Genomic DNA, 13,215 nt, shown 5'->3' on the forward strand with positions numbered 1-13,215 from the left:
CGCGCCGATCAGAACACCCGGCGCGGCGGCGGCGGCTGCGTCACGATGGCCGGCAGGACGAACGTCTCGATGTAGCGCCGCGCGACGGCGGCATCGTTGCCGACCGGCACGGCCTTCACCAAAAAACTCAACGACGTCGCGATGATGAACTGAGCCAGATCATTGGGGTGTACGCCGGGCCGGAACCGGGTGGCGTCGTCGGCGAAGATGGCCTCGATGGTGGCGGTCACCAGCTCGGTCAGGTCCGAGTCCTTGGCGATCAACGACGCGATCGTGCCGTCGGAAGTCTGCTCGGCCATCGTGTTGAGCAGCGGATCGGAGACCAGCTCGGTCGCGACGATGACCAGGCTCTCGACCAACAGCTCGATCGGCCCGGCCCCCTCGGGTAGGCGGGGCAGGATCGAGGACATGTGCCGCTGGGTGGTGCGCTGCACCATGGCCGCGATGAGCTCGTCGCGGTTGGCGAATTGACGGTAGATCGCGGCGCGGGAATAGCCGGCCTCGTGGGCGATGACCTCCATGGTCGAGGCCCGGTAGCCGCGGGTGACGAACAGGTGCTCCGCGGCGTCCATCAGCATCTCGCGAGCCTGCTCGGCGGTATTGCCGCCGCCTACCGGCCGCCCACGACGGCGGCGTTCTGGTGCTGACAATTGACTGTCCTGCTTCGGCGGCGTGCTGGGGTTTCAGTATGCCGGACGGGTCGGACCGACCGCATTAATGAAACATTTCAACGAATTTGTTTATTTTCCTGCGGAGGACGGTCGACGCCGGTTAGCGTGCCGGCGTGATCAAACCGGGGCGGATTGCAGTGTTGGCGACAGGGTGGGGCGTGTTGGTGATCGCGCTCTGGATGGGGCTGATGGTCGTCGCGGCCCCGATGGCTCATGCCGAGCCCGGTGCCGGCAAGTCGACGAGCCAGTCCGCCAACGACTCCGACAAACCCTCGAACCGACGTGACAAGTCCGCCCGCGTCGCACACCGCAAAGAAAAGCCGCGCCGCGTCAAGAGCGATGCCGACACCTCGACGACGGCACCGACCGGCACGGCCGACGGTGCGCCGGTGCGTCAGCGTCCGCGTCGGCTGCTGCCCGAGGTGGTGACGGACATCCTGACGCCACCGGAGCAGGTGCGAGAACTGGTCCACGACATCGCCGACCGGACGACGAAAGTCACGGCCCGACAGTCACTCCCACGCACCAAGATCACGCCGCGGGGTGACACCCCCGAAGTTTCCGTACCGGCGGCCACCGTGACCGAGCGTCCCATCGAGAAGGCAGCACCCCAGATTGCCGACGCGGCCGAGGCCACGCCGGTCGCGGAGGCGAGCGCGCTCGTCGACCGCGTCATCACGCGAAGCCGCGCTCTGGTCAGCGATATCACTGACGTCACTGACGTCACTGACATCACCGACATCACCATCCGGGCGGCCGATACTCCGGCCCCGCGACCGATCGCCCGGATGGTGGCCGCCACCCCCAGTGCCGCGGCGACGGCGCCTTCGGTGCCGATCGTCAACATCGTCGGCTCGTTGGTGTTCAACGTCGTCGGCGCGGCGCTGCAGGTGTTCTCGGGTCCGCCGGTGCTCCCGCCGGGCAGCACCGTCACGGTGCGCTCCTCGACGTTGACCATGCCAGGCTCCAACCGCGAGGTGCGCGCCGACTGGTACTTCCCCGAAGACCCGGACTCGGCGACCGGCGTCATCTACCTGCAGCACGGATTCATGGCGACGGGCCCGATGTACAGCTACACCGCGGCCTATCTGGCTGAGTCGACCAACAGCATCGTCGTCGCCCCCACCCTGTCGTCGAACCTGTTCGACCCCGACGCCCAATGGATCGGCGGCGAGCCGATGCAGCAGTCGGTGGCCGACCTGTTCGCCGGCGATCGTCCCGAACTCACCGCGAGTGCCAGTGCCGCGGCCGGGCACCCCGTCGCGCTTCCGTCGAAGGTCGTCCTGGTCGGCCACTCCCTGGGCGGGATGTTGGTCACCGGCGCTGCCGGCCGCATGGTCGACAACGGCGCCATCGACGACCTGGCCGGGGTGGTGCTACTGGACGCCGTGGACACCAACACGGACATGCCCGAGGCGCTGGCCAAGCTCAGCGGCGCCAATTACCGCCCGGTGCTGGTGATTTCGTCCGAGCGCTACGTGTGGAATCTCGACGGCACCGTCGGGGACGAACTGCAGGCGGCCCGGCCCGGACAGTTCAACGGCGTCATGCTGGTCGGTGGCCGTCACATCGACGGATTGCAGGGCGCCAACTCGATCCTGCAATTCGCCGAGTATGTGATCGCCGGCTTCTCGCAGCCGCAGAACATCGACGCGGTCAAGACGATCTCCGCCGGGTGGATCAACGACATGTACGACGGCACCCACGACGGCGTCTACGGCGCACCGCAACAGCGCATCGACATCCCGACCCCGTCCGGTACGGCCACTGCCGTGGTGTTGCCGTTCACCTCGACCGATTCGGTGCAGGCGACGCCGTGGGACGGACTGGTAGACCCGATCCTCGATTTCCTGTTCCAATTCGCGGTGTACGAACCGTTGGCCGGACGGTCCGTCACGATCGCCGTTTGACGCGCCCATATCCTGATGGCAACACCGAACCGGGAGATTGCCGTGGGGGAGATGCCGCCCGAGGAGTACCCACACGAGTGGGTCGACCGGTACGGACCTCAGACCCACGTTCGGCCGCCTGACGGCCGGCACGACGCCACCCTGGTGGTCATCCGCTGCGTGGCCGGGGTGATCGGCGGCGGGGCCGCGGCGCTGTGGGCGTTGATCGTCTTCGTGATGTTGAGTTCGGCGTTCTCGACGGACCCGGCCTCCGATCCGCACGGCTACGGGATCGTGTTCGGCATCATCGCCTACCTACCGCTGGGGCTGATTTGGACGTTTGTATTGCCGTTCGTCGCCCCCAGGCATCGGTGGGGACGGGCCTTCGCCGTCTCGATGCTGAGCTTCACGGCCATGACCGCTGGGGTGATCGTCGCCCTGAACGTCTCGGGCGCCGGATAGCGCTCTGACCAGGTTCGCTCGGTTGCGCTGATAGAGGCATATAACAAGCTCAGCTATACATTTTGCGGAAAAATTGTTAACCAACCGGTGTCTCATCTATGTGTGATTCAGCCCACGGAAGATGTACATTGTGATCGCTGTCATAGAAAGGGCGATGCGCAATGTTCAGTGCAGTTGTAGGTGTGCTTTTGCTGATGCTTGGCATCGGCGCGGTCGCCGGCGTTGTGACGGCCGTGGCCATGGGCTTGCCCACGCTTGCCATCGTCATCGGCCTTGTCTCCGGCGCGTTTTTCGCCGGCCGGGCGGTTTAAGGCTTCAACCGCTTGCGCAGGCCCGTCGCACGGACGGCCTGCCGGGCGATCGCCGCACGGATTTCCGCCTCGGACCCCACCACGCGCACCCGGGTTTTGGCCCGGGTGACCGCGGTGTAGAACAACTCTCGCGTCAACAACCGAGAGTCCTCGGACGGCAACAGCACGGTGACCTCATCGGCCTGGCTGCCCTGGGACTTGTGGATGGTCATCGCGTGCATGGTCTCCACCTCGGTCAGCCGGCCGGTGGCAAATGAAGCGGATCCCCCGACAGTCCCACCCACGATGGCCCGAAGACCGTCCGGCGTGGCGACCGTGACGCCGGTATCGCCGTTGTAGAGCTTGAGCCCATAGTCGTTGGCGGTCACCAGGATCGGCCGGCCGACGTACCACTGCGCCCACGTCGGCTCCCCGGTCGCCTCGGCCAGCCACCGCTGCACCTGCCGGTTCCAGTGCGTGACACCGTAGGGCCCGTGCCGATGCGCACACAACAACCGGTGCTCGTCGAGAATCTCCAGGGCAACCCGCCCGTCACCGAGGATCGCTGCCTGACGCAACGCAAGGGCTTGCGGCACAAGCACTTCCCGCAACCGCTCGAGCGGATCGGTCTGCACCCACTCGACATGCTCACCGCCGGCGGCCAGCACCGCCACCGCACCCGCTGCGTCGCCGGCCCGGATCGCCGACGCCAGCGCCCCGATCGACTCACCGAACCGGTGCGAGGTCTGCAGCGCTGCCACGCCGCGCGAGCCCAGCCCGTCGACCAGATCGGCCAGCACCGCCCCGGCCTCCACCGAGGCCAGCTGATCGGGATCGCCGACCAGTAGCAGACGGGTCTGCGGCCGCACCGCTTCCAACAGCCGGGCCATCATCGTCAACGACACCATCGACGTCTCGTCGACCACGATCACATCGTGCGGCAACCGATTGGCCCGGTGATGACGAAACCGCGACGACGTGTCTGGGCGCGGGCCCAACAGCCGGTGCAACGTGGTGGCCTGCAGACCCTCGATGCGCCCACGGTCCACCGCGTCGAGTCGGTTCACCTCCAGCTGCACGGCCTCCTGCAGCCGGGCCGCGGCCTTACCGGTCGGCGCGGCCAGCGCGATCCGCAACGACGGACGCCCGGCCAACGCGGCCTGCTCGGCCAACAGGGCCAAGAGCCGCGCCACCGTGGTGGTCTTGCCGGTGCCCGGCCCACCGGTCAACACCGTCAACCCTTGCGAGAGCGCCACGTTGGCCGCGGCCCGCTGCTCCTCGAAGCCATCCGGGAACAGCCGTGCCACATCGGGAACCGAACCGTCGGGCCGTGTGCCGATCAACGCCAACACGTCGTCGCACACCTGCTGCTCCTCCAACCAGTACCGGTCGAGGTACAGCAGATCGCCGAACAACCGCAGCACCGGCGGCGTTTCCAGCAGCGGACTCGCCGCCACCGCGGCCAGCCACTCCTCGACCGGCGGCCACGGCAACTCCGGTAGCTGCGTCTGGGCCGCGACCGCGCGCAGATCCACACACACCGAACCCCCGCGCAGCGCCCGCACCGCCAGCGCCAGCGCCAGCTCGACCCGAGGGTCCGTTTCCTCGGCGAGGGTGCTCAACCGTTGAGCCACCTGCACATCGGCGGGTTCCAGGATCTCGGCGAAGGCGTCCAACATCACCGCGCCCCCTTGTCGAGCAGGTCCGAGAGGGCGATGACCAACGCGGCCGGTGGTTCCCAGCTGAACACCCCGGCCGGGTGTCCGTCGATGACGGGTGTCTGCGGCCCACACATGCCCCGGACGAACAGGTACATGACTCCGCCCAGATGCGTCGCCGGATCGTAACCGGGCAACCGCCAGCTCAGGAACCGGTGCAGCACAACGCTGTACAACAGGGCCTGCAGCGGGTAGTCCGAATGCAGCATGGCCTCGACCAGGCGCTCACGCCCGTAATCGGCTGCGGTGAGCGACGTGTCCCCGGTGCCGAGCCAGTTGGTCTTGTAGTCGACGACGACGAAGCGTTGCCCGATCCGCAGCACCACATCCACCGACCCGGACAGATACCCGCGCAACGGCTGGCAGCCCAGAAGCCCGGTCGACAACCGCTCGGCATACACGGCCATCGGATCCGTGGCCGGCAGGTGCTCGTCCAGCAGCGCCCCCACATCGGCCAGTCGCGCGAACTCACCGCCGCGCAGATCACCGCCGGCCATCGGGAACTCGAAATCCAACTCGCACAGCCGGTCTGGCAGGCCGATCTGGCGCAGCGTCATCCCCGGCGCCAACGGGCCCAACGGGGTGTCGTGCATGGGCACCAGGGCGGCAGCCAACTCGTCAGTGCCGACCTCGACCGGCCAACGGGCCGCATGCCGGCCCACCTCGGCCCGTAGTTCGGCTTGCAGATCGGCGGCCAGCGGATCGGCGGTCTCCAGCACGGCGTGTACGAGCGAGCCGAACGCCGCACCGGTCGGCAGCGCCGCCATCGGCGACGGCACGTCGGCGCCCTGGGCCGGGGCGACGACGGCGATGTCGGTGGACTCGTCGTCGAGTTCGGCGACCTCGGGCTCACTGGACACCCCGGAGGTGCCGTCCTCCTCGGCTGCACGCAGCAGACCCGAGTACGACGTGCGTCGCCACGCGGTGTCGATGGACCGGTGAAAGTGCCGGGCCGCCAGATCATCTGGAATTTCCGGGCGCGGGATGGGCGGCACCGCGTCGATCACCGATTCCTCCAGCACCGGACCGCCCGCGGCCTCCCAAGCCCGCAACCGGGCCAGCGCGTCGTCGTCGGAGATCTTGGCCGGGGCACACCGATCGGGCACCGCGGACTGGCCGGGGGCGCGCCCGCGCAGCAGCCGCGACAGGCCGCCGTTGGGTTCGTCGTTCGACGGCGCCCACCACGCCACCACCTGTGACTGGGCCCGCGTCATCGCCACATACGTCAGCCGGCTGTCGTCGGCGGCCGCCTCGGCGCGCCCGGTCCGCGTCACGGCCGGGTCCGGACCCCCGACCTGCAGGCAGCGCATCCCCTCATCGTGGAACAGCACCAGATCCGGTTCGGGCACATAGCGATTGAACGCAAACGGCAGATACACGATTGGGAACTGCAGGCCCTTGCTCACCCAGACCGTCATGATCTGCACCGCGGCCGCGTCACTGTCCAGACGCCGGTTACGCTCGGCGGCCGCGCCGCCCTCGGAACGTTGGGTGCGCAACCAGTCCCGCAGCGCGGGCAGCCCGAATCCCTCGCGGTGCGCGGTGTCGCCGAGCAGTTGGGTCATGTGGGCCAGATCGGTCATCAACCGCTCGCCACCCTGCCAGGACAGCACCCGCTTGCCCATGCCGGCCAGCTGCGCAGCCTCGAAGATCGCCGCCACCCCGCGTTCCCGGGCATGCCCGGCCCAGGTGCGGAGCGTCTCGGCGACCCGGTCGGTGAGCGCATCCCCGCCGGTGGCAAGGGTTTCGGCCGTCTCGCCGAAGAACATCGTGGCCGCGGCGGCCCGGACCAGCCCGGGACGGTGCGGCTGGTCGAAGGCTTCCAGCAGATACAGCCAGTCCTCGGCGGCCTCGGAGTTGAAGACGTCCGAATCGCCGGTGTAGACCGCCGGGATGCCGGCGTCGAGCAGCGCGGCGTGGCAGGCCCGGGCATCCTTGTGGGTCTCGACGATCACCGCGATGTCACGGGCCTGAAGTTTCTCACCGGCGAAGGTTGCCCCACTGGCCAGCAGGGCACCGATGTCGGCGGCCAGGTCCTTGCCGATGTGGTTGCGTAGCTGGGCGATCGGAATCACCTTGGTGTCCTTGCGTTTCCGCGGGACCACCCGCAGCCGGAATGGGTCGTTGTGCGGAGCTCCGGCCAGCCGGTGACCCTGATGGTGCGCCTGCACATCGTGCACCACGATGTCGGGACCGCCGAGCTCGGCGCCACGCAGCACCGCCTGCAGCCGGTCGACGAGCGCGCTGTCACTGCGCCAGTTGGTGCCCAGGGTCTGCTTGTCCCCGGCGGTGGCCGCCGCCCGCAGGTAGGTGTCGATATCCCCGCCGCGGAACGCATAGATCGCCTGTTTGGGATCACCGATCAGGATGAGGGTGGACCGTCCGGAGAACGCCCGCTCGATCACCTGCCACTGCACCGGGTCGGTGTCCTGGAACTCGTCGACCATCACGATCGGCCACCGCTGTGCCATCCGGACCCGGGCCGCCGAATCCTCGTGTTCGAGCGCGTCGGCCAACCGGGTCAGCAGATCGTCATAGCCCAGCACGCCGCGGCGACGCTTGCGAATCTCCAACTCCGCGCACACCGCCCGGGCGAATCCCAACCGGATCGCCGCCGGTGACTCCGGTTCGGGATCGGCGGGCCGCAGTTCGGTCGCCGGATTGGACACCACCACGCGGGCCAGTCGCAGCGCCTCGGCATAACCCAGCTCCGGCGTGTCCCGCTGGGCACCGAAGTGGGCCAGATACAGATCGTCGACGATCTCGCAGACCAACTCGTCAAGGCTCTCGACCAGCGTCACCCCCGAATCGCTGTCCCCGGCCACGCCAAGGGATTTCAGCACGATCTGGCAGAACTGATGTGTGGTCGCGATCGTTGCGGCGTCGAAACCGGCCAAGGCGTCACGCAACCGCTGACTGCGGGCCTGCTGATCCTCGGCGACCAGGTACTGCAACAGGTCGTTGTCGGCGCGGGACGGGTCGGCCAACGCCACCAGTGCCGCGACGATTTGTGCTCGGACCCGCTCCCGCAGCTCCTGGCTGGCCGACCGGCCGAACGTGATGAGCAGCATCTGGTCCAGCGTCGCTGCGCCTTCGGCCACCAGCCGCGTCACCAACCCGGCCAGCGCGAACGTCTTGCCGGTGCCCGCGCTGGCCTCCAGCACGGTGGTGCTGTCGGGCTGCGGCAGCGGGCCGAGCAGATCGAAAACCTTCACTGGACGTGCCTTTCGGCGTGAAGGACCGGCAGCCACAACCGCTCGGAATATTCACCCAACCCGACCAGCCGGCTCAACGGCGCACCACGACCCCAGGCCCGCACGTGCGCCGGTGCCTCGTCCTCACCGGGGAATCTGCCGGTGCGCCAGCGGTATCCGGCTTCACGCTCCGGATCGTCACCGGCATGGCGTGCCGCTGCCCACGCGTAGGAGGTCTTGACGGGCAGCGGCAGCGGTTCGCGCCGGCCCGCATCGTAGATCGCCACCAGATCGGCCAGCAGCTCCACCGGGTTGTCCGGGGGCCCCAGCCCGGTGACCCGCGGGGTGTCACCGCGGCGCGGCCGGCCGATACACACCGCCGACCAGTCGCGATCCGGATATGCGGCGACCAACGCCAACAACGGAATCCACGACTGCAGCAGGTGTTTGCCGTCGAGCTTGGAGTAGGTGACCGACACCAACCGGTCGTCGAACACCGGGGAGACGGTGCCGGTCAGCCGGCGCCCGCTACCGAGGTCGATGTCGACGTCATGGGCGTGCGGATCGTGGGTCTGGAAGCGCAGCGCCTCGGTGGCCAGCAAGGCACATCGATCGCGCAGGGCGATCGCCCGCCGCCAGCCCAACTGCCCCGGTGGCAGCGTGCCGCGGCGCCACTCGGCCTGTTGGGCGTCGGCCGGGGTCATACCGCGCAGGATGTCGCTGAGCATGCGGTCGCCGACCGTCCACTCCTCCAGGGCATCGATGTCCACCGGCATGACGTCCGAGACGCCGTCGACATCCCACGGCAAGGTGTAGTCCAGGGCCCGGAAGAAGCCCTTCACCGGATCCTTGAAGAAGATGACGAGATCCTCGAGCGCGACGTCTCCGGCTACGGGTGGCGGTAAGGGCTGGGCGAAGAACGCCGGCCGGTCGGCGCGCCGCCCGGCGCTGGCCTGCGCCGCGGTGAGCGCGGTGGGGTCGAACGTGAACGGCCCTTCGGGCAGCAGGGCGCCGGGGGTGACGTTTCGAATGTCGAAGGGCTGCAAGGGATGTGTGGTGACGACGTCCACGGGTCGTTCGGCGGTGATCTTGAGGGTGTCGATCAGCTCGGCCAGAGGCACCGCGGGCGGACGGGCCTGCCCGGAGTATTCGTTGGCGCCGGTATAGGTGACGACGAGCGTCTGCGTGGCCGCGCCGATGGCGTCGAGCAGCAACTGGCGGTCCTCCGAGCGGATGTCGCGCTCGCCGGTGCGTGGATCGCGGGCCAGCGCGTCGTCACCGTCGACCGCACCCAACCGCGGAAAGACGCCGTCGTCCAGCCCCACCAGACACACCACGCGGTGCGGCACCGAGCGCATCGGCACCATGGTGCACACTGTCAGCGTGCCGGTGCGGAAGTTGGCCCGCGTCGGTCGGCCGGCCAGATGCCGATCCAGCAGTGCCCGAACATCACTGAGCCGCATGGGGGTTGCCGCCGCGCCGACGGCCTCTTCGATCTCGGCGAACTCGCGTTGCACCTGGGTGGCGGGCCACTCCTCGTCCGAATACGCCAACGCCTCGATCCCGGTGCTCAGTGCCGTCAACCACTCGTGCAGGGGACGTACGCCGCTGAGCTGACCGACGGTGTGCGCCAGTTTGTCGACGAAATCGGCGAACCGGCCGGCCAGCTCCACCCGGTTGCTGCTCACGTCGTCCAGCGGCAGCGTGGTGCCCAACCACGCGTGCGAGTCGTCGGACATCGCCACCCCCGACAATACCCGGTCGAGGCCGAAACGCCAGGTGTTGTGCAGGAATTCGACCCCGTACGGGCGGCGGTGCTCCTGGTCGAAGCCCCACCGGATGTTGGCTTCCCGCACCCACGCGGTGACGGCTTCCAGATCGTCGTCGGTGAAGGTGAACCGGGCCCGCACCGGCGCGGACTCCGCGAGGTTGAGCACCTCACTCGCGGTGGCCCGCCCACCGGCCAGCGTCAGCACCGATGCGGCCACCGACAGCAGCGGATTGGTCTGCACCAGCGCGCGATCGGCCAGCCGCACCCGCAGCTTGTGCGCCGGGTGCGCACCTCTGATGACATCACCCAGCCCGAACCCGGCCGTGATCAACGGGGCATAGGTCTCGATGTCGGGGCACATCACCAGGATGTCGCGGGGTTCCAGCGTCGGATCGTCGGCGAGCAGGCCCAGCAGCACCTCGCGCAGCACCTCGATCTGCCGCGCCGGGCCGTGGCAGCTGTGTACCTGCACCGAGCGGTCGTCGCGCCGATGGATGCGTCCGGCCGGGCGGACGACGTCGGCGGCGATATCGGACTGCAGCCAGCCCAGCAGGGTATCGGGATGGCCTGTGCTGCTGAGGTATTCGTCGCTGTCGGGGGCCGGCAGGGCCCGCTGCAGCTCCCGCAGGTCACGGCCGAGGGTGGCCAACAACGGATGCTGCACGTCGCGGTGGCTGGTGTCCTGGCGGCGGGGGAGCGGGCCGGTGTGCGCGCTCAGGGACTGCCACAGCACATCGCTGGGGTGCGGCAGCCACAGGTGCAGGTCGTGGTGGGTGGCCAGCGCGGTGAGCAGTTCGATCTCGGTGACCGGCAGGCGGGTGTGGCCGAACAGCGACAACCGCTCGGGCAGGTCGCTGGGTGATTCGGTCAGGCGGGCAAGGGTTTTCGCGTGCCTTTCGTGCGGAGGTTCGGCGTCGACGCGCTCCAGTAGCGCCTGCCACAGCGGGGCCTGCCACGCCAGGTCCTCGGGCAGGCCGTCCCAATCGACAAGCAGTTGCGGGCGTTGCCGCGCGTAGGAGGCGAACAACCCCGCCAACCGTCGGGCCACCGCATAGCGTCGGCCCTGGCGAAGCTCATGCTCGTCACCCATCTCGAAATGGCCCAGGTGCGTGGCCACCGCCTGCAACCACGGCTGGTCGAGGTTCTCGTCGATCACCGCGAGCAGCGGCCAGGCCATCGCGTCGGCCGACCAGGGGTCGTCCTCGTCGGTGCCGGTCAGCTCGGCGATCAGAGAGCGGGGGTTGCGGAACTCGACGGCCGCGCACACGCCCAGCCGGTTGCTCAACCGCTGACTCAGCCAGCGCTCGACGCCCTTGGCGGGCACCAGCACCAGCTCCTGGGCGAACGGGTCAGCGGGGGATCGGCTCAGCAGATCTGCCAGCCCGTCGGCGAGCAGATCGGTGCGCTCGGCCCGGTGCAGGTGCATTGCCATCGACAGACACGATAGGAGACCGGCTTACCGGGGTGCGGCGTTTGGCCCCGACAGTGCCCCGGGCCGGGCGGCCAGCGCGACGGCGAGGGTGATCGCGCCGGCGATGACGAAGGCCACTCGCACGTTGAACAGGTCGGCCGCGCCGCCGAGCAGGGCCGCGGCAAACGGTCGCGAGCCGAGGAACCCGACCAGCCACAGCGCCATGATCCGGCCCCGCAGCTGCTCGGGCGCACGTTCCTGCACCACCGTGCTCAGACCCGTCATGGCCCAGCCGAACCCGAGCCCCGCGATCGCGAATCCGCCCAGCGCCACCGCCGTGACGGTGCCCAGCGCCAGCAGTCCGCTGCCGGCGACCAACAGCCACAGCCCGATCGTCGACACCTGGGCGGCGGGCAACCGACCACGCATGGCGGCCAGCACCACCATGCCGAGCGCCGCGCCGATGCCGAACGCCGCCGACAGCGCGCCGACCAGATGTGCGCCGCCGCCGAGGTCTTCGGCCATCGACGGGGTGAGCGTGATCGACGGGTCGGAGGCGAACCCGACCGTCGTCACGGCGAGCAGCGCCAGCAGTAGCGGGCGGTCGCGCCACACATGGGCCAGGGCCGCGCGCACCCGGTAATCGCCGTCGGGACTGCGGTCGGGCCGGACCGGGAAGGTGACCAGCAGCAGGAAGATCGCGAAGACCAGGTGCAGGCCCGCGCTGATCGCGAAGCCCGGCGCTGCACCCAGGCGGGCGGCCAGGAAGGCACCGATGGCCGGGCCCAGGATGCGGCCGATGGTCATCGGAATGCTGTTGAGCGCCATGGCCGTCGGCAGTTCACCGTCGCGGATCAGGCTGGGCACCACCGATTGCATGGCCGGGCCGCCGATGACGAAACCGAAGCCGACGAGGGTCGAGCCGACGAGCACCGGGACGGCCGCGGCGGTGCCCTGCAGGTCGGGTGCCGCGGCCAGCCACACGGCCGTCGAGCCCGAACCGATGATGCACAGCACCCGGCCCCACAGGATCTGGCGGGCCGGGTCACCGATATCCGCCCACTTGCCGCTGGTCGGGCTGAGGATGAGTTGGGGGAGGAACTGCGCGACGCCGACCAGCCCGACCATCACCGCCGAGCCCGTCGCGTCGAAGATCACGATCGCCGCCACGATGCCATGCGTCCAGACCGCGACGACCGAGAACATCTTGCCCCAGAACAATGCCCCGAAGACCGGGTCGAACATCAGCCGCAGGGCTCCGCGAGGTTGCAGACGGGCAGTGGTCTGGGCCGTCACGAGCACACACCCCGCTCGAAATCGGTGACCAGTTGCTGCAACAGGTCGACCAGTTTGTCGACCTCGTCCTCGGGCCAGTCGGCCACCGTCTCGGCGACCATCTGTTGGCGTCGTTCGGTGACCTGGGCCAGTGCCTGGCGGCCTTCCTCGGTCAGCGTCAACACGCAGCGGCGTTGATCGTCAGGGTCCATCGATTTGGTGAGGAGACCGGCACTCACCACGTTGGCGACGGTACGGCTGGCGGTCGAGTGCTCGACGGCCATGTACTCGGCCACCTCGCCGATCGAGGTGCTGAGCCCGGCCTTTTCCCGCTGCTCGACGGCGCGCAGCACCCGCAGCGTCGACAGGGACGGCACGCTGCCCGACGCGTCGATGAGCCGGCGCCGCCACCCCGGCCGCTGCCGGAGGATGTGGACACGGACCAGCAGTTCATCGAGGTCGTTGTAGCGGGGCACTATATATGCATAGCACATACATATATTTGCTCTGGGTCGGCCGGCCTCGAACCCGAAA

Annotated in this window: 9 protein-coding genes; 3 read left to right on the forward strand and 6 right to left on the reverse strand. The window is 68.9% G+C overall.

What is annotated here, in order from left to right; genetic code table 11:
- Positions 1-8 precede the first annotated feature (8 nt).
- On the reverse strand, positions 9-650 hold the full coding sequence (locus A5699_RS28065; RefSeq protein WP_067777192.1) for a TetR/AcrR family transcriptional regulator: 642 nt from the start codon (positions 648-650) through the stop codon (positions 9-11).
- Between the two features lie 134 nt (positions 651-784).
- Here A5699_RS28065 and A5699_RS28070 point away from each other — a divergent pair, with 134 nt between their 5' ends.
- The 3 genes from A5699_RS28070 to A5699_RS30190 all read left to right on the forward strand — a co-directional run bounded on the left by A5699_RS28070 (position 785) and on the right by A5699_RS30190 (position 3,333).
- Positions 785-2,581, forward strand: coding sequence for an alpha/beta fold hydrolase (locus A5699_RS28070; RefSeq protein ID WP_067777195.1), 1,797 nt, complete (start codon positions 785-787; stop codon positions 2,579-2,581).
- A gap of 15 nt (positions 2,582-2,596) precedes the next feature.
- The gene (locus A5699_RS28075) at positions 2,597-3,022 is read left to right on the forward strand and encodes a hypothetical protein (RefSeq protein WP_082957909.1); all 426 of its coding nucleotides are present in this window, start codon (positions 2,597-2,599) and stop codon (positions 3,020-3,022) included.
- A gap of 182 nt (positions 3,023-3,204) precedes the next feature.
- On the forward strand, positions 3,205-3,333 hold the full coding sequence (locus A5699_RS30190) for a hypothetical protein (protein ID WP_255376513.1): 129 nt from the start codon (positions 3,205-3,207) through the stop codon (positions 3,331-3,333).
- On the opposite strand, the gene recD is transcribed toward A5699_RS30190, so the two are convergent.
- Genes recD through A5699_RS28100 form a run of 5 tightly spaced genes read right to left on the reverse strand, consistent with a single transcriptional unit; the run spans position 3,330 to position 13,175 of the window.
- Entirely contained in the window at positions 3,330-4,991 is a 1,662-nt protein-coding gene (gene recD / locus A5699_RS28080) for an exodeoxyribonuclease V subunit alpha (RefSeq protein ID WP_067777198.1), read from the reverse strand. The genes A5699_RS30190 and recD overlap by 4 nt on opposite strands.
- Complete coding sequence (gene recB / locus A5699_RS28085) at positions 4,991-8,245, reverse strand: exodeoxyribonuclease V subunit beta (RefSeq protein WP_067777200.1); 3,255 nt, start codon at positions 8,243-8,245, stop codon at positions 4,991-4,993. The genes recD and recB overlap by 1 nt, the downstream gene beginning before the upstream one ends.
- Positions 8,242-11,427: an exodeoxyribonuclease V subunit gamma gene (gene recC / locus A5699_RS28090; protein WP_067777203.1), complete on the reverse strand. Its 3,186-nt coding sequence runs from the start codon at positions 11,425-11,427 to the stop codon at positions 8,242-8,244. Before recC ends, recB begins: the two co-directional genes overlap by 4 nt.
- A 24-nt stretch (positions 11,428-11,451) precedes the next feature.
- On the reverse strand, positions 11,452-12,702 hold the full coding sequence (locus A5699_RS28095; RefSeq protein ID WP_067777275.1) for an MFS transporter: 1,251 nt from the start codon (positions 12,700-12,702) through the stop codon (positions 11,452-11,454).
- Positions 12,699-13,175, reverse strand: a complete 477-nt coding sequence (locus A5699_RS28100) for a MarR family winged helix-turn-helix transcriptional regulator (protein ID WP_067777206.1) — start codon at positions 13,173-13,175, stop codon at positions 12,699-12,701. Before A5699_RS28100 ends, A5699_RS28095 begins: the two co-directional genes overlap by 4 nt.
- Between the last annotated feature and the right edge of the window lie 40 nt (positions 13,176-13,215).

The organism is Mycobacterium sp. E802, assembly GCF_001666875.1.
Classification (GTDB): Bacteria; Actinomycetota; Actinomycetes; order Mycobacteriales; family Mycobacteriaceae; genus Mycobacterium.

Excerpts from the sequence above, each read along its gene's own strand:
- A5699_RS28075 (WP_082957909.1), top strand. The coding sequence starts at position 2,597 with ATGGCAACACCGAACCGGGAGATTGCCGTGGGGGAGATGCCGCCCGAG.
- recD (WP_067777198.1), bottom strand. The coding sequence starts at position 4,991 with ATGTTGGACGCCTTCGCCGAGATCCTGGAACCCGCCGATGTGCAGGTG.
- recC (WP_067777203.1), bottom strand. The coding sequence starts at position 11,427 with ATGGCAATGCACCTGCACCGGGCCGAGCGCACCGATCTGCTCGCCGAC.
- A5699_RS28100 (WP_067777206.1), bottom strand. The coding sequence starts at position 13,175 with ATGTGCTATGCATATATAGTGCCCCGCTACAACGACCTCGATGAACTG.